13 protein-coding genes and 5 pseudogenes are annotated in these 23036 nt (G+C 69.8%); 9 read left to right on the top strand and 9 right to left on the bottom strand.

What is annotated here, in order from left to right; translation table 11 throughout:
• The first annotated feature begins 129 nt into the window (after positions 1–129).
• The 3 genes from ACZ4UV_RS27230 to ACZ4UV_RS27220 all read left to right on the top strand — a co-directional run bounded on the left by ACZ4UV_RS27230 (position 130) and on the right by ACZ4UV_RS27220 (position 3000).
• Positions 130–1248, top strand: coding sequence for a PrpF domain-containing protein (locus tag ACZ4UV_RS27230; RefSeq protein WP_467841350.1), 1119 nt, complete (start codon positions 130–132; stop codon positions 1246–1248).
• On the top strand, positions 1245–2642 hold the full coding sequence (gene dctA / locus ACZ4UV_RS27225) for a C4-dicarboxylate transporter DctA (protein WP_467841347.1): 1398 nt from the start codon (positions 1245–1247) through the stop codon (positions 2640–2642). Before ACZ4UV_RS27230 ends, dctA begins: the two co-directional genes overlap by 4 nt.
• Positions 2643–2781: 139 nt before the next feature.
• A complete protein-coding gene (locus ACZ4UV_RS27220) occupies positions 2782–3000 on the top strand; it encodes a hypothetical protein (RefSeq protein WP_451021742.1) in 219 nt (72 codons plus the stop codon).
• 362 nt (positions 3001–3362) lie between these two features.
• Here ACZ4UV_RS27220 and ACZ4UV_RS27215 read toward each other — a convergent pair whose 3' ends face one another.
• Positions 3363–6014, bottom strand: a complete 2652-nt coding sequence (locus ACZ4UV_RS27215) for an RICIN domain-containing protein (RefSeq protein ID WP_467841343.1) — start codon at positions 6012–6014, stop codon at positions 3363–3365.
• 76 nt (positions 6015–6090) lie between these two features.
• Positions 6091–6261 (bottom strand): hypothetical protein, encoded by a 171-nt coding sequence (locus ACZ4UV_RS27210; RefSeq protein ID WP_451021746.1) that lies wholly within the window; start codon positions 6259–6261, stop codon positions 6091–6093.
• Between the two features lie 6 nt (positions 6262–6267).
• Between ACZ4UV_RS27210 and ACZ4UV_RS27205 the strand changes: the two are divergent.
• Positions 6268–6745 (top strand): annotated as a pseudogene (locus ACZ4UV_RS27205) (tyrosine-type recombinase/integrase); the annotation flags it as partial.
• A gap of 354 nt (positions 6746–7099) precedes the next feature.
• Here the strand turns inward: ACZ4UV_RS27205 and ACZ4UV_RS27200 are convergent.
• Positions 7100–7237 (bottom strand): annotated as a pseudogene (locus ACZ4UV_RS27200) (PIN domain nuclease); the annotation flags it as partial.
• A gap of 67 nt (positions 7238–7304) precedes the next feature.
• Between ACZ4UV_RS27200 and ACZ4UV_RS27195 the strand changes: the two are divergent.
• From ACZ4UV_RS27195 to ACZ4UV_RS27180, 4 genes and pseudogenes are all read left to right on the top strand, one after another.
• Complete coding sequence (locus ACZ4UV_RS27195; protein ID WP_037797897.1) at positions 7305–7949, top strand: RNA polymerase sigma factor; 645 nt, start codon at positions 7305–7307, stop codon at positions 7947–7949.
• Positions 7946–9025, top strand: a complete 1080-nt coding sequence (locus tag ACZ4UV_RS27190; protein ID WP_388909027.1) for a CU044_5270 family protein — start codon at positions 7946–7948, stop codon at positions 9023–9025. Before ACZ4UV_RS27195 ends, ACZ4UV_RS27190 begins: the two co-directional genes overlap by 4 nt.
• Complete coding sequence (locus ACZ4UV_RS27185) at positions 9026–12397, top strand: S8 family peptidase (RefSeq protein WP_388909029.1); 3372 nt, start codon at positions 9026–9028, stop codon at positions 12395–12397. It begins immediately after the preceding gene.
• 13 nt (positions 12398–12410) lie between these two features.
• Positions 12411–12825, top strand: a pseudogene (locus ACZ4UV_RS27180) (hypothetical protein); the annotation flags it as partial.
• Between the two features lie 406 nt (positions 12826–13231).
• Here ACZ4UV_RS27180 and ACZ4UV_RS27175 read toward each other — a convergent pair.
• Positions 13232–14011: a hypothetical protein gene (locus ACZ4UV_RS27175; RefSeq protein ID WP_388909031.1), complete on the bottom strand. Its 780-nt coding sequence runs from the start codon at positions 14009–14011 to the stop codon at positions 13232–13234.
• A gap of 783 nt (positions 14012–14794) precedes the next feature.
• Between ACZ4UV_RS27175 and ACZ4UV_RS27170 the strand changes: the two genes are divergently transcribed.
• The gene (locus ACZ4UV_RS27170) at positions 14795–17668 is read left to right on the top strand and encodes a PKD domain-containing protein (RefSeq protein ID WP_450897502.1); all 2874 of its coding nucleotides are present in this window, start codon (positions 14795–14797) and stop codon (positions 17666–17668) included.
• A gap of 268 nt (positions 17669–17936) precedes the next feature.
• Here the strand turns inward: ACZ4UV_RS27170 and ACZ4UV_RS27165 are convergent.
• The 5 genes and pseudogenes from ACZ4UV_RS27165 to ACZ4UV_RS27145 form a co-directional block, all read right to left on the bottom strand.
• Positions 17937–18374, bottom strand: a pseudogene (locus tag ACZ4UV_RS27165) (phosphorothioated DNA-binding restriction endonuclease family protein); the annotation flags it as partial.
• Between the two features lie 481 nt (positions 18375–18855).
• A complete protein-coding gene (locus tag ACZ4UV_RS27160) occupies positions 18856–19950 on the bottom strand; it encodes a DUF4238 domain-containing protein (RefSeq protein WP_351709438.1) in 1095 nt (364 codons plus the stop codon).
• A gap of 55 nt (positions 19951–20005) precedes the next feature.
• Positions 20006–20123, bottom strand: a pseudogene (locus tag ACZ4UV_RS27155) (phosphorothioated DNA-binding restriction endonuclease); the annotation flags it as partial.
• Positions 20124–20173: 50 nt separating this feature from the next.
• Positions 20174–21697, bottom strand: coding sequence for a protein kinase domain-containing protein (locus ACZ4UV_RS27150; protein ID WP_467841337.1), 1524 nt, complete (start codon positions 21695–21697; stop codon positions 20174–20176).
• A gap of 436 nt (positions 21698–22133) precedes the next feature.
• Positions 22134–23012 carry a LysR family transcriptional regulator gene (locus ACZ4UV_RS27145; protein ID WP_467841335.1) on the bottom strand — a complete coding sequence of 293 codons (879 nt, stop codon included), beginning with the start codon at positions 23010–23012 and terminating at the stop codon, positions 22134–22136.
• Positions 23013–23036 lie beyond the last annotated feature (24 nt).

Raw genomic sequence — 23036 nt, 5'->3', positions numbered from 1 at the left:
TCACTTCACCTTAATAGCCATGCAGATTTCCGAGATTGTACTTCACGCTGCCGTAACCCACCGTGGAGGACACCACGCACGGCGAGACCGTCGGCGGGCTTCCCCTTCCCTGGCTGTGAGGAGTCGGTTGTGCTGCGTCTGCAGGGCGAGATGATCCGCGGAGGAACCAGCAAGTGCTGGATCTTCGACCACCGCGACGTGGCCGCCACGGGCGTGGACGTCGATGCCCTCCTGCTCGCCGCCTTCAACGCCGCCGACCCCCGTCAGATCGACGGCGTGGGCGGAGCCTCCTCCACCACCTCCAAGGCCGCCGTCGTACAGGCGTCGACCCAGGCCGGCGTGGATGTCGAGTACGCCTTCGCACAGGTCGGGATCGGCGACGAGCACGTGGAGTGGGCCAGCAACTGCGGCAACTGCGCCACCGCCGTGGCCCTGTACGCCGCCCACCACCATCTCGTGCCGATCACGTCGGACACCACCACCGTCCGCATGCTCAACGTCAACACCGGGGCCCGCCTCACCGGCACGATCCCCACCCCCGCGGGCGTGGCCCCGGAGGAGGGCACGGCCGTGGTCCCGGGTACCTCGGCGCCGGGCGTGCCGGTCCTGCTCGGGTTTCAGGACCCGGCGGGCTCGACGACCGGCCGCGCACTGCCGACCGGCCGGGCACTGGACGAGCTGACCGGCCCGGACGGCCTTGTCGAGGCATCACTGGTGGACGCCGGCGCCCCGACCGCGCTGTTCGAGGCCAAGGCGTTCGGCCTCGACGGCCCGGAATCCCTCACCGCGTTCGCCACCGCAGTACCCGCGCTGACCCTGCTGCGCCGCCAGGCAGCGCTGGCCATGGGCCTGGCCCGCGAGGGCGATCCGGTCAGCCACGCGGTACCGAAGGTGGGCATCGTCGCCCGACCCGCGCTCTATCGGACCACACAGGGCATGCTCGTCAACCAGGACGAGTACGACCTGGCCGTGCGCATGGTCTCCATGCACGCCCCGCACCCGGCGATCGGCCTGACCTCCGCCGTGGCCCTGGCCACGGCCGCCACCACCCCTGGCACCCTCGCCCACCGCGTAGCCCGGCAGACCGCCGACGGCACGCTGCGCCTGGGCACCCCCGCCGGCGTGGTCACCACCCAAGCCGTCCCCGCACCGGACGGCGCGTCCCCCACGGTGCTGCTGCACCGCGCCGCCCGCCGCATCGCCCGAGCCGAACTCCTCGTTCCCGTCCTGGAAGGACGCCCCGCATGAGCCGCAACGACGCCGCCCCGGGTACCGTCACCCAACCACCGGGCCGCATCAGCCGGATGCTGTCCCACCTCTACATCCAGTGCCTGATCGCCGTCCTCCTCGGCGCCGCCGTGGGCGGGTTGTGGCCGTCCGCCGGTGCTGACCTCAAACCGCTCGGCGACGGCTTCATCGCGCTGGTGAAGATGTTCATCGCACCGATCATCTTCTGCACGGTCGTCCACGGCATCGCCTCCATGGGCAACGCCCGCGCGGTCGGCCGCGTGAGCCTGAAGGCCCTGGTCTACTTCGAGGTGCTGACCACCGTGGCCATGGTGATCGGCCTGCTCGTCGTCAACGTCGTCAAACCGGGCAGCGGTCTGCACATCGACCTCTCGACCCTGTCCACCAAGGGCCTGCCGCCGGAGGCGACCACGGCCCACGAGGGCTTCGCCGCCTTCCTCCTCGCCACCATCCCGGCCACCCTGGTCAGCGCCCTGACCGGCAACGAGATCCTGCCCGTGCTGCTGGTGTCGGTGCTGTTCGGCTTCGGCCTGCACGCCAGCGGAGAGGCCGGCCTGGGCATAGCCCGGGGCGTCGAGAAGTTCTCCACAGTCCTGTTCACGCTCATCCGGTGGATCATGCGGCTGGCTCCGATCGGCGCGTTCGGCTCGATGGCCTTCACCATCGGCCACTACGGCCTGGGCACCCTGCGCCACCTGGCGCTGCTCGTCGGCTCGTTCTGGCTGGCCGCCCTCTTCTTCGTCCTGGTCGTCCTCGGGACCGTGATGCGCCTGAACGGACTGCGGCTGCTGCCCTTCCTGCGCTACATCAAGGAAGAACTGCTGATCGTCCTGGGCACCTCCTCCACCGAGCCCGTCCTGCCGCGCATGATGGCCAAGCTCCAGCACGCCGGCGCCTCGAAACCCGTCGTCGGCATCACGCTGCCCGCCGGGTACTCCTTCAACCTCGACGGCACCGCCATCTACCTGACCATGGGCTCGGTCTTCCTCGCCCAGGCCCTCGGCATCCACCTCAGCCTCACCCAGCAGCTGGCCATGCTCGCCGTCATGCTGCTCACCTCCAAGGGCGCCGCAGGCGTCACCGGCTCCGGCTTCATCGCCCTGGCCGCCACCCTCAGCGCCGTCCCGCACGTCCCGCCCGCCGCCCTGGCACTGATCTTCGGCGTCGACCGGTTCATGTCCGAAGCCCGCGCCCTGACCAGCCTGGTCGGCAACGGCGTCGCCACCCTGGCCGTCGCCCGCTGGGAGGGCGAGCTGGACGAGGACCGCGCCAAGGCCGTGCTGCGCGGAGAGATCCCCTACGCCCCCGCCCCCGCTCCCTCCGCGGTGACAGCCGAGCCCGATCCGACGGAGACACCAGTACCAACCCACGCCCCCGTCCCCGCCGCAGGCTGACGTCGCGGTCCTGACCGATCTCGCCGCCGAGGCGGATGCCATCAGCGTGGGCTGCGACAAGTGCGTGCCAGTCAGCGTGCGTGAGAGACAGCGCGGGCCCTGCCCCGTCTAGCAGGTCCTCGCCGGTAGTACACCCGTCATGGTCACGACTCAGAAGGTGCTCGTCGCCCGGCTGGGCGACGAGCAGTGGAGCCGGCTGCTGACCTGCTCCGCCGGCGGGCGCAGCAGCATCGTCAGGCAGACGGCCGTCCGCACCGGGACGGTGGTCGTCGTGGTCTCCGGCAGCCCCGGCCTTGTCGATACCCACGTGCACGAGGCAGTCGCCAAGGCCACGGGGGCGAGGTCCACGGAGCGATGAGGCGGGCCCGGCGGGCAGGCAGCTCGGGCTCGTCCGCCGCGCGCCGCTTCTGGTGGCTGCTTCCGTCCTGTCGCAACGGCGGCCCACGCCGCAATGAGCGCCTGCGGGCTTCCTGGAAGGCCGGATCGTTCGCCTTGACGACCTCCTGCCACGCCTTTTGCAGGGAGTCGACCGACTCCAGCACGGGCAAGAGGTCACCGTTGACATGAGGCAACGGCTCTACCTCAACCCGTTGAAGATCCGGCATCCTGTTGACGTCGGCAGCTTGGTCGGATCAACGGCTGAAGGATGCCGTCGCGAGTGCACAGCCGCACGGCGGGGCCACAGGCCGTTGTGGCTGCGGCCCCGCTCGGGCGTTGGGGTCAGGACGGGTCGCCGTACTGGAGGCCGCGTCCGTTGGTGCCGATGTAGACGCGGCCGTAGGTGTCGGGGTCGCCGGTGATGATGCCGAGGCTGCCGATGGCGCCCCACTGGTGGGCGTCGTCGTTGACGCGGAGCCAGGTGGCGCCCTTGTCGGTGGAGCGGAAGACTCCGGTGACGTCGTTGACGGTGCCGATCAGGTACAGGGCCTGGTAGTTGGCGCCGGGTGCGGCCTTGCCGAAGCCGAGGGCGGAGGCGGACTGCACCGTCTTGAGTGTGGTGAAGGTGCGGCCGCCGTCGGTGGAGTGCAGCAGCCCCTTGTCACCGCCGGCGATCCACAGGTCCCCGTTGATGCCGGGGACGGCGGTGAGCCGGCCGGCGGGCAGGCTGGTGGCGCGGGGGGTGAAGGTCGCGCCGCCGTCGGTGCTGGCGTGGAGCGTGCCGCCCGTGAGTGAGTAGAAGGTGCTGGCCGAGGAGCGGTCGGCGACGACCACGGCGTCGGTGCCCAGGCCGCTGACCTTCGACCAGCTCGCTCCCTTGTCGGTCGAGCGGTACGGGGCCTGGCCGGCCTCGGTCCACACGATGGTGGAGCCGTCCGCCGCGAGCGCGACATGGCCGCTGTTCGCGCTGCCCACCGGCTCTGCCGTGAAGCCGTTCCAGCTGCTGCCGCCGTCGGTGGAGTAGGCGCCGTCCTGCGCGCCGCCCGTGCCGACGCGGACCATCACCGCGGGGGCCGACTGGGCGAAATCGATGTCGGTGCTACTGCTCATCAGCGGGTTCTTCAGCCGTCCGGCGGGCACCTCGGTCAGGGAGTCGTGGCGGAAGCCGCCTTGGTCGCCCATGGAGGTGATGACGGTGGCGCCGCCGGGAGGGGCGATCGCGTCCGCCAGCGAGGTCTCCTCCAGCCCGCGGGCCCCGGAGGTCCAGTGGCTGGTGCCGCCGCTGTCGGAGGCGCTCGCGTCCTTGCTGCGCCAGATGCCGTTGCCGGTGCCGTACAGCACGTGCCCGGAGTCGAAGGGATCGATGGCCAGCGCGGTCATCCAGTGTCCGATGCCGGTACCGACGTAAGGAGCGGCGGAGGCGTCCCGCACCGACTTGTCGGCCAGCGCCTTCCAGGTCGTACCGCCGTCGGTGGTCCGGTAGAGCTCGTCCCGGGGCCACCAGCGGTCGAGGGTGGTGACCATCACCGTGGACGGCTTCTGCGGGTCGACGGCCAGACCGGAGAACCCGTAACTGCCCTGGGACGGGGAGATGTTCTTCCACGCTCCGCCGGACGGCGTGTACTTCCACACCGAGCCCGCCGTCGCGTCGTTGGGGCCGATGTCGTTGCTGTACGTCAGGTACAGCGAGCCGTCACCGGAGACGACACCGTGCTGCGGCATCTGGCCGGTGGGCCGCCCGGAGACGGCCTGCCAGCTGTTGCCGCCGTCGGTGGAGCGGTACAGGGAGGTGTCCTTGTCGTTGACGCCGACGTAGACCGTGTTGCTGCCGGCCGGGCCGTACGTCACGAAGGAGATGCCCGCGCCGCTGCTCGCCCCGTCCTTGACGGGGAACGAGGAGACCTGACGCCATGTCACACCGTAGTCGGTGCTGCGCCACAGGCCGTTCTTGCGGGTGCCCAGCAGCAGGGTGCCGTGGTTCGCGGGGTCGATCACGAGCCGCTCGCCCGCCCCCCGGCCGGGTTCGTTGCCGCCCACCTTGAACGGCAGATCGGTCCGCTGGAAGGTACGGCCCCGGTCGGTGGAACGCAGGATCGCGCCGTTGCCCGCCCACTCGTTGGTGTAGGTGCCCGTCGAGAGGTAGAGCCGGCCCGGGTCGACGGGGTCGGTGGCCAGCGCGTCGATGCCCAGCAGGTTCCAGTCCTTCTCACCGAGCCAGTCGGTCAGCGGGATCCACTGCTCGGCCGCGGTGTCCCAGCGGTAGGCGCCGCCCATGTCGGTGCGCGCGTACAGCAGACCCTTCTCCCCCTGGTTGAACACCAGCCCGGTGACGTAACCGCCGCCCACCACCTGGGCGTTCTTCCACACATACGGTCCGGCCGCGGCCGTGGTCTGAGTGCTGCCGGTCCCGGACGCCTGGGTCTCGGCCGTTTGCACCAGCTTCCACTGCTGGTTGGTGCTGCCCCTGCCGGGATACTGGATGATCGGCGCGCCCTCGGCCGTGGAGCCTCCGGAGACGTCCAGGACCTGGCCGCTCCTGCGAGAGGTGAAAGTGACGGCGTCGGAACCGCTCACCTCGTCGATCCGCCACTCCTGGGAAGTGGAGGAGCTGTCGGTCTGCTGCTCGGCGGCGGCCGCCTGGGCGGTCGAACCGCCCACTATGCCCAGCACCTTGCCGCTGTTGCGGTTCACCAGCTCGTAGTAGCCGTCCCCGGTGGGTCTCAGTTTCCACTGCTGGTTGGCGGTGTTCTGGTCGGTCCACTGCTGGATGCGGGTGCCGTCGGCGGTGGAGAAGGCGTTGACGTCCATCACCTTCCCACTGCGTACGGAAACCAGCCGGTAGTAGGCATTGCCGTCGATCGTCGCGGCCTGCGAGTCCTCCTGCGCGAACAGGAGATACGGCACGACGATGGCGGGCACGCCGAGCAGCAGAGCGGTGGCGGTCCAGCGACGGCGGTGACGCCCGCGGCGTCCGCCGGTCGTGGGGTTGTTCATGGGGAGGTGTTCTCCTTGCATGCCGTTCACCAGAAGAGGAGTGAATCCAGGCACGGGGGATGACCGGATCCGACGCCTAGTGGTCACAGACTCCGCACAGGGTTGCCGCGAGCCGGGAACTTCTTCCGGTCACCTCGTGGTGCGGTAGGTGTTGATCAGCGTCCAGGGTGGCGTTGGTGCCCTTGGCGTCGATGGCCTTGGCCCGGAAGGACACCGAGCCTGGCGTCCCGGGCTGGTCCAGCGTCACGGACCGCTTGGCGTCCTCAGGATCCGGGTTCGTCTCGCCGAATGGGAGCGGATGAACGGGCGACACGTCCAGGGCGACAAAAGAGCGAGGCAGGAACACGGACTGTGATTCTTCCCGCGTTCCTCCGCCGGGAGCTCCGCCGGCACCTGGAGTCGTACGCCGAGCCTGGCCTTGACGGGTTGCTCTTCTTGGGAGAGAAGGGGGCGCCCTTCCGGCGCAGCACCTTCGGCCGGAAGTGGCGGAAGGCCCGTGAGATCGTCGGCATGCCTGAGGGCTTCCCGTTCTACGACCACCTCCGCCACACCGGACACACCCTGTCCACCCGATCCGGTGCCACCCTCAAGGCACGATGGCCCGCGCCGGCCAGTCCTCCGAGAAAGCCGCGCTGATCTATCAGCACCCCCGAGACGACGGAGAGTGGGAAGTCGCAGACGGTCGTCCCCGACGATCACCGTTCTGGCACGAATCTGGCACGCGGCAATAGATCACCGCGCACAGCAAAGAGGCCCGGGTCGATGACCTGGGCCTTCTCCATGGAGCGGGTGACGAGAATCGAACTCGCGCTCTCAGCTTGGGAAGCGACGGCGCTTGGAAGGTCATGCAATCGTTGACCTGCGCTTATGTGGCGTAGCGGCCGCCTCGCGAGGACTGGTTCGCACCGCTGTTGACCGTGGTTGTCCGCTCTTATGGGCACGCTGTGGGCACGGCTTTGAAGCGCGGCAGGCCGAGTGCCAAAGGGAACGGGCGCCTTTCTCGGCTCGATTGGCTCGCATGTCCAGCCCGGGGAGCGCTTCGCGAGTGCGGAGCCATCCGGGGAAGCGTCCCGCCAGCACCTGGCTCACTTGCCGGCTTCAGGGCCGTACCACTGGAGTGCCTGGCCGGTGACGGCGGCGATGCACTCGAAGTCCCGGTCGTGGTGCAGCAGAGTGAGCCCCTGCAGCTCGGCTGCGGCGGCCACCACCAAATCAACCGCCCCGGTGACCTGTGCGACGGCTGTGACGTGTCTCACGGGAACTCGCCCGCACCATAAGTCAGTTCAAGACGTGACCACAGATATGCGAACCCGGGTGCGAAACGGAGATCCGGACGCCTTCGCGGAACTCTTCGACGCGTGCGCCCGCGCGGTGTACAACCACGCCTTCCGGCTGACCGCCGACTGGTCGCTGGCCGAGGACGTGATGTCGACGACCTTCATGGAGGCGTGGCGGCGCCGGGCCTCGGTTGAGGCCGAAGGCGGCTCGCTGCGGCCGTGGCTGCTGGGCATCGCTACCAACGTCGCCCGCTCCCACCACCGCAGCAACCGCCGCTACCGCAACGCGGCGAGCGCCGCGGCAGCCGCGCACGCCGCAGAGGAACGGGTCGAGGACCACGCCGAGGAGACCGCCGGACGCCTGGACGACCGGCGCCGTATCAACGCCACGCTCGCCGCCCTCAGCCTGCTCAAGCGTCCCGAGCGTGAGGTCCTGACGCTGTGCCTGTGGGAGGGGATGGAGTACGCCGAGGCGGCCCGCGCCCTGGGTATCCCGGTCGGCACCGTCCGCTCCCGCCTCTCCCGCGCCCGCGCCAAGCTGCGCAAGCTCACCGACGCGCAACTACTCGGAGAAAAAAGGGAACCCACCCGCACGAACCGGCAGATAACAGGTGATCGCGGATACGCGGTCCGGTCCGCACAGGAAGGAAACCGATGAACGCCAGCCCCTCCCACCGGCCCCACCCGGCCGAGTGGACGGAGACGCAGAGTCTGCTGCCCTCCGCCGAGCGGGAACTGCCGGCGGGCCGCCACCAGTTCCACAAGGAGCAGATGATGGCCCAGATCCACGAAGACCTCCGCACCTCCTCCCGTACGTCCGCCACCTCTCCGGTCGCGTCCCTGAAGCGCCCCAACCCGTTCCTGCGCCGTACGGTCCTGCTGCCCGCCGCGGCCTTCGCCCTGGCCGGCGCGGTCGTGGGCGGCCTCGCCCTCACCGGCGGCGGGACCGACGGCGGCAAGACCGCCCTGGCCACTGGCCCCGCACTGACCACCAGCATCGGCGTCGCCGACCCCAAGGGCGCCCCCCAGCTCCTCGAACGCATCTCCCTGGCCGCCGCCGACACCTCCGCGCCCACCCCGCGCAAGGGCCAGTACATCTACATCGCCTCGAAGGTGGCCGACACCTACATCAAGACCGTCGGCGACAAGAGCGAGGCGGTCAGCAACGAGCTGCACTCCCGCCAGGTCTGGAACTCCCTCGACGGCAGGGACGGCTGGCTGATCGAGGCCGGCGAGACCAGCGACAAGGGCATCACCCTGAAGAGCGACGTCCCGTTCAGCGGCGCCTACAACGCCTTGGCCGAGCTGCCGACCGACCCCGACACGCTGCTCCAGCGGATCTACCGCGAGTCGGACGCCGTCCGGGACCCCGAAGTCCCGCGCGACCAGGCCGCCTTCGTCGCGATCGGCGATCTGCTGTTCGAGAGCTACCCGCCCGCCGAGGTCGGCGCCGCCCTCTACAAGGCCGCGGCCAAGATCCCCGGCGTCGTCTCGGTGGATGACGCGGTCGACGCCACGGGTCGGCACGGGGTCGCGATCGCGCGGGAGAACGACGGCGAGCGCACCGAGTGGATCTTCGACAAGAAGACCCTGCGGTTCCTCGGCCAGCGCATCGTGGTGGTCAAGGCCACGGCGGGCGATCCCCTCAAGGTCGGTACCGTCACGCACACCAGCGCGATCACCGAGCGCGCGGTCGTCGACGCCGCCAAGCAGGTGCCCGGGCAGGTGAGCTGAATGCGCGACAGAACCACAAGCGCCTCGCTGGCCGCCCTGCTGGTGGCGGGGCTGATGACGGGCGTCTCGGTGGCGGCCACGGGCTCCGGCCTCGGCGTGCGCGCGCAGGACACCGCCACCGTCGCGGCGCCCGGCGGCTCCGCCCTCGGCGCGCGGACCGCCGGCTCCGCCTCCGCGGCCGGCCGGTACGTCACCCTCCTCACCGGCGACCGGGTCCGGCTGGACGCCCGGGGCCGGGTGACGGGCGTACGGCGGGCACCGGGCCGTGAGCACGTCCCGGTGTCCGTGCGCGGCGTCGGGGGCGATCAGTACGTCGTTCCCGCCGACGCCGCCGCCCTGATCGGCCAAGGCGTCCTGGACATGCGGCTGTTCGACGTCAGCGGCCTGATACGCGCCGGCTACGACGACACCCGGCGTCGCACGCTCCCGCTGATCGTGTCGTACGAGGGCAAGTCCGCCCAGCGCAGGAGCACCCAGAAGTCACTGGTCGCGGAGGCGGACGCCACCGTGCGCCGGGAGCTGCCCAGTGTGGCGGGCGCCGCGATCACTGTGCCCAAGGCCGGGGCCGACGACATGTGGCAGGCCCTCACGGAGGAGCAGGGAGTCGCGCGGGTCTGGCTGGACGGCCGGTTCAAGGCGCCGGCGGACGAAGACGGCGCGAAGGCCGAGGAGCTGGGCGGCGGCGTCGCGCAGATCGGCGCCCCGGCCGCCTGGGCGGCCGGATACGACGGCAAGGGCGTCAAGGTCGCCGTCCTGGACACCGGCGTCGACACCTCACACCCGGACCTCGCCTCGGCGGTGACGGCAGCGAAGGACTTCAGCGGCACCGGCAGCACCGACGACATGGCCGGCCACGGCACGCATGTCGCGGCGACGGTGGCGGGCTCGGGAGCCCGCTCCGGCGGGCGCTACAAGGGAGTCGCACCCAGCGCGAAGATCCTCAACGCGAAGGTGCTGAACGACGACGGCGAGGGCACCGACTCGTCCGTCATCGCCGGCCTGGAGTGGGCCGCCGGGCAGGGCGCCAAGGTGGCCAACCTCAGCCTGGGCCAGGCCGACACCCCGGGGGAGGACCCGGTCGAGGCGGCGGTGAACGCCCTCTCGAAGAGCACCGGCATGCTCACCGTCGCCGCGGCCGGCAACGAGGGCCCCGAGGCGGGAACCGTCGGCTCCCCGGGGGCCGCGGAGTCGGCGCTCACCGTGGGCGCCGTCGACGGCGAGGACCGGCTCGCCGACTTCTCCAGCACCGGCCCGACCGCCGACAGCGCGCTGAAACCGGACCTCACGGCGCCGGGCGTGGCCATCGTCTCGGCGAGGGCGGCGCACGGCCACATGGGCGACCCGGCTGCCGACGGATATGTCTCCATGTCCGGTACGTCGATGGCGACGCCGCATGTCGCGGGGGCGGCCGCGATCCTCGCCCAGCGGCACCCCGACTGGACCGGCGCACGGATCAAGCAGGCGCTCACCGCGTCCACCACCCCGACCACCGGCGCGACCGGCTACCAGCAGGGGACGGGCCGGGTCGACGTGTCCAGGGCACTGGAGGGGGCGGTGGCGAGCGAACAGACCTCCGTGTCCTTCGGCAAGCAGCTGTGGCCCCACACCGACGACCGGCCGGTCACCCAGCACATCACCTACCGCAACGACGGCGACCAGCCCGTCACCCTGGACCTGACGGCCACCGCGACCGGCCCCGGAGGCAGCACGTCCCCCGAAGGCATGTTCACGCTGAGCACCACTCAGCTCACCGTCCCGGCGGGCGGCACCGCCGGCGTCGACCTCACCGCGGACACCCGCGTCGAGGCGGCGGACGGCGCCTACTCGGGCACGCTGGTCGCCACCGCGAGGAACGGCGCCGAACCCGCTGCCGTACGGACCGCCTTCGGCGTCGTACGCGAGGCCGAGGTATATGACCTCACCCTGAAGTTCCTCGACCGCGGCGGCAAGCCCGTGAGCGCTCCGCTGACCGAGATCCTCGGGTACTCGGGCACGTACTGGACCACGAACCTCGCGGACTACGAGCAGATCTCCAAGGGCGTGTACCGGGTGCGGGTCCCGCGCGGCGACTACGTCGTGGACACCGTGCTGGAAGACGCCGAGGGAACCTCCGCGCTGGTCCGGCCCCGGCTCTCCCTCACCGGGGAGACCACGGTCGTCTTCGACGCGCGCAAGGCGAGGCCGGTCCGGATCACCGCGCCGCAGGGCGCGAAGATGTCCGACGGCCAGCTCAACCTCGCCGTGGGCACCGGGGACACCGGGAGCGAAGCGCACAACAGCACCCTGTTCTGGGGGACGTTCAAGAACCTGCGCACCGCGACCCTGGGACCGAATGCCCCGGCCGGGAGGCTCAGCACGCAGCTTGGCGGCCTGTGGCAGAAGGGCAGCACCACCTACCACCTGCTCCACAACCTGCCCGACCGCTTCCCCACCGGCTATCGGCACACCACGCGCATGAACGAACTGGCGCTGCTGAAGCGGAACTTCGGCTCGTCCGTCGCGCACCGCAAGGGCATCGTCAACGTCATGTGGAGCGGCCCCACCCTGTCGCTCGGCACAGTGAGCGACCCCTTCCCGCTGCCGACGACCGCGAAGATCTACGTCACCACGCCCAAGGGCTTCCAGTGGACGGCCAACCTGGGCCAGCGAAACCCCTCCGGAGACGACGACGTCTTCTACGGCACGGAGAGCGCGAGGTCGTACCAGGCGGGCCGGACCTACGCGGCCACGTACAACGTCGGTGTCTTCAGCCCGATCACCGGCGGCCCGTACGGCGCACGGCGCGACGGCGACACCCTCGATCTGTGCGTCCCCGACCTCGCCGACGGGGCAGGACACCCCGCCTCCTCCACAGCGAAACGCCACACCACGGTGACCGCGGACGGCAGCACCCTGCTCGACAACGACGGCGACCTCTGCCAGACCGTGGAGAAGCTCCCGTCCGTCCCGGCCCGCTACACGATCCGGACGAACCTGACCCGCCCGCCAGGCGTGGCCACGACCACGAGCCGCCTGACAGCCACCTGGACCTTCACGTCCAGCCCGTCCGACTCCGGCGCGCTGCCCCTCTCCACGGTCCGCTTCCACCCGAAGCTGACCCCGACCGGCACGGCCCCCGCAGGCCGCCGCACCACGATCCCCCTCTCCCTCCAGGGCCCAGCCGCCACCCACCTGAAGTCCCTGACGGTGAAGGTCTCCTACAACGCCGGAAAGTCCTGGTCCCCCGCCCCGGTGACCACGACCCACGGCAAAAGGACCATCACCCTGACCCACCCGGAAAACGCCCGCTCGGTCTCCCTCAAATCCATCCTGACCGACACCATCGGCAACACCTACGCGGTGACGATCCTGAAGGCATACCTCCTGACCTGACGTGGTCCAGACACTCCTCGACGCGGTCACGCATCACCTGGAGCACTTCGCCGCTGCCGACCGAGACACACGCTTTCGTCGATCCGCAGAGGCGGGCAACTGCGGCGGAGGGACGACTGGGTGAAGGCTCGGAAGGCTGCGGTGTCACGGCCGAGTTGCACTTCCACGACCTTCGGCACACGGGCAACACGCTCGCCTCGACGGCGGGAGCCGGCACCCGGGAGCCGATGACGCGCATGGGCCACAGCAGCTCCCGAGCCGCGCTGATCCACCAGCACATGACCAGCGACCGGGACCGGGCCAGCGTGCGAAGTGCCACAGGGACGACCCCGCGCACCACAGCGAGGAGGCTGCTGAGGGCTAATGGTGCGGTTGCGGTGCGCGACCGGGCCACCGGTCTAGACAACAAAGAACCCCCTGGTCTCTGACCTGGGGGTTTCACATGGAGCGGGTGACGAGAATCGAACTCGCGCTCTCAGCTTGGGAAGCGACGGCGCTTGGACGGTCAGATAGCTCCTGAGCTGGATGTATGTGCCCTCGTGCGGCGCCCGAGAGCACAGCCTCGCACCGCTGTTCACCGCGGTTGACCGGTCTTAAGGGCACGCTATGGGCATGCCCTCGGTCCGAATGTGCGCGAGAGCGTCATTCCGGACTCGATCCCGCCCAGGTCATGGAAGCGGCCGACAGCCGGGCGCCTCGTTGCACGAGCACACCGGTCTTCCCCACCCGAACGGGCCCAGGGCGGTACCCGTTCGGGTAGCAGAGGATTCAGAGCTGCGGCGCCACCTCGTGCAGTTGTTCATGCACGGCCCTCAGCATGCCCTGTGACCACGCCTACCGCACGGTGACGTAGTCCCCGCTCGACGACTTCGCCCCAGAAGTGGAGTTCCCCTGATACGTCCACCGCCACGTCCCCGGCTTGGTGGCCTTCACCGTGGTCCTGAGCGCCCCCGTACCACTCGAAGTCACCTTCTTGACCGTTGTGTACGAGGAAGCGCCCGCCGCCTTGAACTGCAGGCTCACCGTGCGGCCCGCGTACCCCTGGTACGTGTGGGTGTTCCAGTTCGCCCGTGTGATCCGTCCGGTCACGGTGAGCGTCTTCCCGGCCGCGACCGGCTCCGGCGAGGCGTTGACGGTGACGCGTGTAGCACGCTTGACCTGCAACGGGAGGTTCACGTCGTCGGTGTCCTGAGCGTCACCGGCGAGAAAGACCTGAGCGGCGGTTTTCCACGTACCGGCGTCCTCGTTCCCGAAGTCGACGTGCCGCGGGTCGATGTACAGCCATTCATCGAAGTCGCAGATTCCCTTCGCCTTGTCCACGACCTCGCAGTCGCTGGTGATGACGGAGCTGTACAGCCTGTCCCCCGAGTCGGGCTTCCCCCGGTAGGGGAACACCTTCGGCCCGAAGTCGAACTTGAGCTTGGTCGTCATCCGGAAGGCGGCCCGCACCTCGACCTCCTCCTTGACCCCGATCACGATCGGCTTCCCGCCGTTCACCGTGACCCGGCTGAACGAGACCCCGCCCTCCGCCGCCCCGGCCGGCACCGTAGCCACCCCTGTGAACACGATCGCCGCTCCACCGGCCACTACCGCGCCCCACATCGTCTTCCCCATCTTCGAACCCGTCCTTCCCCCTGCAGTCTGGACCGAGCGCGTGGTCGCACCGGCCAGAGGCTCATCCCCAGCGGCTAACTGTGGGACAGGAGACAGCTGTTCGCGGTTGTACGCGGCGCAGCAACGATTTGATCACCACGGCACCGTTCCGGCCCGGTGCGCAGGAAGGGACCCCGATGGCTTCAAGGCAGCCGGACTGGACGAGACGGTGCGGGCGGAGAGGCCGAAGAACACGGGCGCAACGCCGCACACCACAAGGAGGGAGTACACCGAAAGCCGGCCGGTCGGTTGTGGCGCGCACACCGTGCACCGGTCTGGTCGACAGGCAACCTCCCGTTCATCGACCCGGGGGTTTGTCATGGAACGGGTGCCACGAATCGCACTCGCGCTCTCAGCTTGGGAAGAAGCCCCCGTGCCCGCTCACCCGCTCGAACAGCCGCGCTCGTCCTGCCCAGGACCGGCGGAAGTCCGCCCACGGCTACGCCTGCACAGTCACCGTCCTGCGTCCTCAGCGAGCCGCTGCGGCCAAGCCGGGCGGTCGGCTTCCTTGTCCGAAGAGAGCGCGCGAGGTAATGGAAAGCTCAAGCGTCTGCCGTGCAATGCCCTTCCGGTGATCAAGTTCTTCCCTCAACGGCGTAGTCGGCAGCGGGACGTTCGTACTTTCGTGATCCGGCCGCCTGATCTGCCGTACTCTTCCGCCAACTCCAGCTGACAGGTGACTGGATCTGAACGGCTGTGCGGGTCGGCGTGCGACGCCTCCTACGGCCCAGGGGGAGCACGTCCATGAGCCGCAGGCGACTGCTGGTGAGATCCGCTGCCGTCGTCTCCGTACTGTTCGGCGGTCTCGGTACCGGCGTCGCCCACGCCACCACCGGCACAGCCCTGTACGTCGACGACGACGCCGCCGGTTGCAGCGACACCGGACCCGGCTCACAGGCGGAGCCCTTCTGCCAGATCCAGCCGGCCGCGGACTCGGCGGGCCCGGGGGACACCGTCCACGTGGCACGGAACACGACCCGGTACGCCCCCGTGACCATCGGGTCGGCCGGCACCGCGGACGCGCCCGTCACCTTCGTCGCGGCTCCCGGCGACAATCCGGCGGCCACCGCCACCGCTCGCGTTCTGGCCGGGGCCTCGACACCGGCGATGACCTTCTCCGGCGCCCGGTACGTCGACGTGTCAGGGTTCAGCCTCTCGTCGAGCGGGCCGAGCACGCTGGTGTTCTCCTTGTCGCAGCACATCTCCTACGACACGGGTTCGGTCAGCACGGCCCAGGCGGCCACCGGTGCCGGCGGGACGATCGCCGTCGACGGTTCCTCCACCGGCATCGCACTCACCCGGCTGCAGATCGCCCCCGAGTCCGGTGCTCCGGCCTTCACGAGTGCGGCCGGAGCACAGGACATCACGCTGGCCGACGACACCACGTCGCTCGGCGGAGGCATATCGGCCACCGGCACCACGGGCATCCGGCTGGCCGGCGACACCATCGTGACGACCTGCGGCAACGGCATCAGCCTGACCGCCGGCACCTCCGGGTCCGTGGAGAACACCGTCGTACGGCCCGACACGACGGCATCCTGCCCGGACACCGGCACCCCCGCCGAGATCACGGTGGACACCACCTCGGCACCGCAGGTCACCGCGGACTACAACGCCGTCAACCCGCAGTCGGCCGGAACCGACTACGACTGGGCCGGCACCGCGTACGGGACCAGCCAGGCGTTCCTGACCGGTACCGGTCAGGGAGCCCACGACCTGGACCAGACGGACGTGACGCTGTCCACGCAGAGCACGCCGCTGATCGATTCCGCGGACGCCGACGCACCCGGCGAACTCGCCACCGATCTCCACGGCGCGCAACGAGTCGACGATCCCCTGGTCGCCGACACCGGCACGGGCGCCGGCGACTACGACCGGGGCGCGACCGAGGTACAGGACCCACTGAGCCTGGAGATGGCGGGCGGCACGTACGAGAACGCCTACGCAGGCATCCCCGTCACCTTCACCGCCGGTTTCGTCAACCCTTGGTCGGACTCCCTCGACGGCTACCGCTACACCTTCGCCTTCGGGGACGGCACCACGGCCACCTCCACCACGCGTTCGGTCACCCACACGTACACGCAGCCCACCACGAGCACCAAGATCTACGCCACCGTCACGGTGTACCGGCCGGACGGCACCACGATGGGCACCGAGCTCAGCTCCTACTTCCCCGTGCGTCCGCTGCCGGAGCTGACCGGGAGCCTCGACTGCCGGAGCGCCTCCATCCAGATCGCCCCCTCCCTGCCGGACACCGCCGGCTGCGCCTTCACCGCCGCCGGCTTCAGCGGCTACCCGATCACCAGTGACCTGATCACCTTCGGCGACGGCTCGAAAGCGGTCTCCGTGACCGGCCCCAAGAGTGTGGTCCGGCACACGTACGCCGCCGCCGGCACGTACACCGTCACCCAGCGGCTCACCGACTCCGGCGGACGCACCGCCACCGACACCACCCTGACCACCGTCGGCCCGTCCTACGTCGCCACCGGCCCGAGCCGCGTCCTGGACACCCGCAACGGCACCGGTGCCGCCAAGCGGCAGGTCGGCCCCGGCGGCGTGGTCCGCCTCAAGGTCCTCGGCGTGGGCGGCGTCCCGGCTTCCGGGGTGACCGCGGTCACCCTGAACGTCACCGACACCGGCGCGACCGCGAGCAGTTACGTCACGGCGTATCCGGACGGCACGACGCGCCCGGCCGCGTCCGACCTCGACTTCACCGCCGGGCGGACCAACCCGAACCTGGTCACGGTCCGGGTGGGCACGGGCGGCTGTGTCGACCTGTACAACGCGCACGGCCACGTCGACCTCATCGCCGACGTAGAGGGCTACTTCACCACTAAGGCCGGCTCCAGCTCCAGCTCCGTCGACGACCGCATGAGCAACCTCGCTCCCGTCACCCCGACGCGCGTCCTGGACACCCGCTACGGCACCGGCGCCGCCAAGGGCAAGGTCGCCTCCGGAAGCACGACGACCGTCACCCTGCCGAAGACAGGACGGGGCTCGGCCACCGTCGGCGCCGTCCTCGACGTCACCGTGACCGGGGGCACCGGCAGTGGGGTGGTCACCGCCTACTGCGGCAGTCGCCCCAGCACGTCGAACCTCAACTACCGCGCTGGGCAGACCGTTTCCAACCTGGTCGTGACGAAGGTGTGCACCGGCGGCAAGATCAAGATCTACAACAGCGGCGGCCACGTCCACCTGATCGCCGACCTCCAGGGCCTCTACACCAACTCCGTCGTCGACGGCACCTCCCCCTGGGGCAGCCCCTACGTGCCTGCCAGTCCCACCCGCTTCCTCGACACCCGCAACGGCACGGGCGCCCCGACCGGGCGGCTCGGCGCGAACCGCACCCTCACCGTGAAGGTCACCGGTGTCCACGGCGTCCCGGCCGGCGCGACCGCCGTACTGGTCAACCTCACCGGCGTCGCCCCGACCACCGCCACCCACCTGACCGCCTACGGCGCCGGCACCCTCCCGAACACATACAACGACAACCTGGGCGCCGGTGAAACCAGGCCGGTCCTGGCCGTGATCCCCCTCGACACCAACGGCTGCCTCCACATCCACAACGCCAACGGCTCCCTCGACATCGTCGCCGACCTCGAGGGCTACATCGGCTGACCGAGCCGATGAGCGCTCGGTCCCCGTGACCTCGCGGCGGGCTCGGATCGGGCCAAGCCCCTGGGGCCGCCCTGGGCGGCACGCCGGCCGAGGGGCGCCACGCGATGCGTCGCAGCCCCCCACCACGCCTTCGCTGCCGAACCACGGTTCAAGGTGCCGGACGCAACTTCCCGGGATCACATGACCCACCGCAGTTCGATATCGACCTGACCCGCCAAGGCGAAGAACGCACACCGCACGAGACGACCGACGGCACGAAGATGCGACGTTCCAGGCCGACGGCTTCGCACAACTCGTTGCGGGGCGGGATGTTCAAGTCGAGCAGTAGCCGCGCTATCCGCCCCAGCAGTTCGGGCTCGCCGCGCAGGGCGATTCTGAGTTCCAGTGCGAGCCGGCCGGTGGCGCCCGTCTCCCGGAGAATCCGCAGCCCGGTCCAGGGGCTGCCGTGCCCTTGGTCGGTACGCAATTCCCACACACCGTCACTGACGAGGTGGTGGAACGGGTAGGTGGGCGTTGTCCTGTTGGGCAGGCCGTACTCGGTCAGCAGACTCTGCAGGTCCTTCTCCACCGCGCTGTAGCGGAGTTCGCTATCGGCGTTCTGCTGGAACCGGCCGAGGGCGTGCAGGAGCGACAGCGGCTTGTGCGGGGCGCGCGTTCCGCCGCTGGTCCACTGCCTGAACTTCGCGATCCGCCCGAGCCAGTCCATGGCCGGTGATCGTAATGAGGTTTTGAGCGGAGTGAGTCGGACTCCCGATCGAGCGTCGCTGGAGCACGTGGGCCGAGGAGGTGGCGGCAGGGGAGGAGGCCAAGCCGGTGTGCTCCTTAAGGGCACGCGGAGGCATGCGGCCCTCGATTTGGTCTAGACAACAAAGAACCCCCGGGTCCACGACCTGGGGGTTTCTGCTGGAGCGGGTGACGAGAATCGAACTCGCGCTCTCAGCTTGGGAAGCGACGGCGCTTGGAGAGCCGGGTAGCTTCTGACCTGCTCTTATGTTCTCTGGCTTGGCTGCCAGAGGCGTGGGATCGCACCGCTGTTGACCGTGGTTTACCGGTCTTATGGGCACGCTATGGGCACGGAGCCGGCTCGGAGCCGCGGATGGCTCCTCCTGGCGGTTCACGAACCGCCCCGACCTTGAGAACGAGCCCCGGCCGGAGGTGCGCGGTTGCGGGAGTACACAGAGCAGATCTCAGCGGCGGCCGAACAACTGGGGGCGGAGGTGACTCGGAGCTGCCCCTGCAATGCGGGCCTGCTCAGGATGGACACCGCCGAGGCGGTAGAGCGGTCCGACGTCGGGGAGAGGGTCCGTGAGGAGGCACCGGTCATCCGGGTGCGCGAAGGCCGTGAAGTACGCCTGGGCCAGGATGCGCTTGTTGACCTCCTCCGCTACCTCCTGGCTCTCTTCCGGAGTCATCCGAAGATGGGAGGGCCTGGCAACGGCGGGGTGGCTGAAGACCAGCAGGGTGCGCCGGCCCACGGGCATGACGATCTCGTCCACTCTGGCCAAGCCTCGATTCCGAGTACTTTGGACCTGGATGAGGGTCTTGGTCTGCCGGAGCGCTCGCTGTCCTCGGCGTCGACGACTACGGGTCCGCGGACGTGCCTGCGGGATCACGGGATCAGGCGTGTCCTCCTCGTCATCGAACGTGACGATGGGCTCGTCGCAGGTGAGCAGGGATCCGTCAGTCAGTTCCATCACGGTCAGGGGCCTCTGGAGCAGGTGATCGGAGAGAGGTTCGGCCAGCTTTCCCAGAAGACTCACGTGTTCGTTGGGATGGCTGGTGACCTCAAGAGTTCTGAAATCCCGGAGCATTTCCCGGTAGGCGGCGGTCTCCTGGCGTCCGGCGCCGACGGGGTCGTTCAGTCGCATGACGCGGACGTAGAAGTCCGACATGAGCTCGATCTCACGACGCTTGCGGGGGCCGCGGACATATTGGAAGGCCACGAAGATGCAGAGGTCTGTCTGGTCCTCGGGCGTGATCGGCCGTCCCCAGGTCACGGACGAGGTCACGCGGCGCAGCGCGCTCGCCGCGCTGCCCTCGATCTTCTGCAGCGCCTGTTCCATACGCCCGTCGGGCTCACCGTGGATGTTTTGGAAGGTGTAGAAGTCGCGAATGGCAAGGTCGCTCTCCTTGCGCAGCCCAGGCAGCGGGGACCTGCGGTCGCGGACCCACAGTTGGTTCTGGGCGTTGGCGAACCTGCGGAGGTAGAAGGCGGGCACCGTGTGGTGCCGCGCTCCTACCTGCTGGCTCGGGTCGGCGTTCTCCGGGTCCCACTCGTCCATGCCACGAGCGTCGCATGAGGCACTGACAATCAGCTGTTGAGCTGGGCGGCGTCGGTCAGGCCGGTGCGGTCGGACGCGGATTGCCGTAAAGGACCTGTCTGGTGTGCCAGTCGCGGTGGTTTGCGGCGACGGAGCGCGACGAAGCGCTGTGAGACCAGGATGCGGTGGTCGCCGACGGACGGGACTGGGTCGCCGACGACGGGGAATGCCGGCCGGCGACGGTTCAGTGCCGGGTTCCTGCGGACCAGAGAGTGGTGCCCTGGTAGACCACGCTGACGTCGCCGTCGGTACCGAAATACAGGTAGGCGCCGTCGTGCCCGGAGGTGACGGAGCTCCAGACACCCCAGGTGTCCTTGTCGTAGACGACGAGGTTGCCGTCGGCCTGCATGATGGCGCGGTATCCGGTGCCCGAGGTGCCCGAGGACCATCGCCGGTGGTGATTCTCGTCGTAGATGACGAGGTTTCCGTCGGTCTGCATCGTCATGGTCGTCCGGTTGGTCTGCCAGGACTCCCCCGGCATCAACTGCTGGTCATGTCGCACGGTCAGCGTGGTCCATTCGGGCGAGGTTGATGCCGCCTCGCTCGGGGCCGGGGCCGCCACCTTGACCGTAGGGGCCGTCGTCTTCGTCCTCCCAGCGCCGAGTCCGGCCGAGGGGGTTGGTGACGGCAGCACGGCGGTCCGTGTGGGTGAAGACGAAGAAGCCGCCGCGGCGGGGGCTCGGTGCGGGGTCGGTGATGTCAAGGCCGCGGAGGACGCGTACGGCTCGGCGATCGCGGTGCTGCCGGCCCCCGCACGGGGCTGCGTGTCGACGGCGGAGTCCGCATCGAAGGCCGCGCGTGTGGCCAACCCCGCGGTCACGAGGACGGCGGTCCCGGCGAGTATGGCTCCCGCTCTCCGGGCGCCGGTGCCCTTGCCGGTTGCGACGGTTCGGAACAGGCGGCTGCGGACGGTCGTGGCACCGGCGGCTTCGAGTGCGTCCGCGAACTCGGCGGCATCGGCCCAGCGCCCCTCCCGCTCGGGATCGAGGGCGCGTCGTGTCACGCGCCGGACTGCCGCCGGCACCTGGGGGCGCGGCGGCCCGGGCCAGTCGAGTTGTTCCGTCGAGCCCGGCAGGCTCCCGGTCAGCAGCTCGTAGGTGAGTACGCCCAGGCCGTAGACGTCGGCCCGCTCGTCGACATCGACCAGTCGGTCCTCCGGAACCTGCTCCGGAGCCATGTAGCCGGGTGAACCCACGCCCTGCGTCAGTCCCGAGGCGTGCGCCAGGCTCTTGGCCAGGCCGAGATCGGCCACCAGTAACCGTTCACGGCCGCCCGACACCGTCTGGAGCAGGATGTTGGACGGCTTGATGTCACGGTGCACGATGCCGACCGCGTGCAGGTCGGCCACGCCCCGTGCGGCCTGCACCGCGAACCGCAGCGCCTGGTCGACGGCCAGGGGCCCCTGGGCCACTCGGTCGGCCAGCGTGCCGCCGTCGGCGTAGGTCATGACGAAGTACGGCCGCCCGTCCGGCAGTTCACCGATGTCGTACACCTGCACCACGCGGTCCGACGCGGCCTGGCGCAGCAGCCGGGCCTCGTCCAGGAAACGCTCCCGGAGGTCCGGCCGGTGCACCCACTTCTCCGCCATGACCTTCACCGCGACCGGGGCATCGAGCAGGTCGTCGTAGGCGAGCCAGACCATGCCGAAACCTCCGCAGCCCAAAAGGCGCTGCAGGCGGTGACGTCCGACAGTGACGAGTGTTGACATGAGGGCGGAACTCCAGCGCAGTTGCCGTTCGACATTCGACCGGACCAAGAGGCGGCGGACTCGGCGCCTGGCTGCCGCGCCGCCCTTGAGCGACGTCCGGTGCCGGTCACCTCCTCGCACCGCGGAGACGGTGAGGGCACCTTGCCGGGCACCCTTCCGGCATACCGGGTCCTGCGACCGCAGCTGCCTGCGTGTCAGTGTCCACGCGTGAGGCAGCCGCGCACAACGTGCACAGGACCAGCATGATCTCCATTTTTTGGGCACCGGCACAACGGCCTGCCGGTAGCGCGATCTCCGATCACGGGCCCTGCGTGCAGGGGACGCCGCACCTCACAACCGGCTGCCCGTACGGATGTCGGTCAGGCCGCACAGTGCGCGGTCGGCGCCGTCGACGGCCCACTCGGTGCACTGATCCTCCAAGCGTTGCTGCCGGGCGTCAGTCCGGACCCGGGCCGAGCATGCGGCGCGAGAGCTCGGCGAACTGGAGCAGTTCGGGCATGGTCCGGTGCTTGGAGTAGGCCAGGGCGACCATGCGCGGTGCGACGCCCTCCAGCGTCAGGTAGACGACGTCGTCACGGCGGTAGAAGCCGGCCATCCCGGCCGGCATGACGTAGCACCCGGACCCGAAGGCGACGGTCTGCAGGCATTCCTCGATCGTCGCCGGGAAGCGTCCGGCGTCCCCCGGCAGCGCCACCGGATCGAGCGGGACACGTCCGCGCCACTCCGGTACGTCCCGCGGATCCTGCAGCAGGGTCATGTCCCGCAGATCCTCGACGTGCACCGCCTTGAGTTCTGCGAACGGATGCTCACTGGACAGCGCCACCACACGGGGCTCCGGGAAGAGCGGGACCACCTCGAACATGCCCTCGGGCAGGGGCAGTCGGACATAGCAGACGTCGACCCGCCCGTCGAGCAGGAAGTCGACCTGGTCGGTGACCGAGGTGTGGACGACATCGATGTCCAGTTGCGGCGCCATCCGGGCGAACTCCCGCACGATGGGGGTGACGATGACACCCGGCATGAAGCCGATGGTGAACTGGTTCACCTCCCGGTTCGCCGTCCGCACCCGCTGCTGCACCGCCTGTGCCATCGCCAGCATCGGCCGGGCGTCCTCCAGCAACTGGTGCCCCGCCCGGGTCAGTACGGTGCCCTGCCGGTCGCGCAGGAAGAGGACCACGTCCAGATCCTCCTCCAGCGCACGGATCTGGCGGCTGAGCGCCGGCTGCGTCATGTAGAGGCGGCTCGCCGCCCGCACGAAGCTGCACTCCTCGGCCACGGCCACGAAGTAGCGCACCCGGCGTATGTCGAGGTCCATGCGGCTCATCGTAGCCACGCCCAT

Source organism: Streptomyces sp. NPDC028289 (assembly GCF_055565975.1).
Note: the sequence above shows the minus strand (reverse complement) of the source record. Positions and strands in the feature narration are given on the sequence as shown.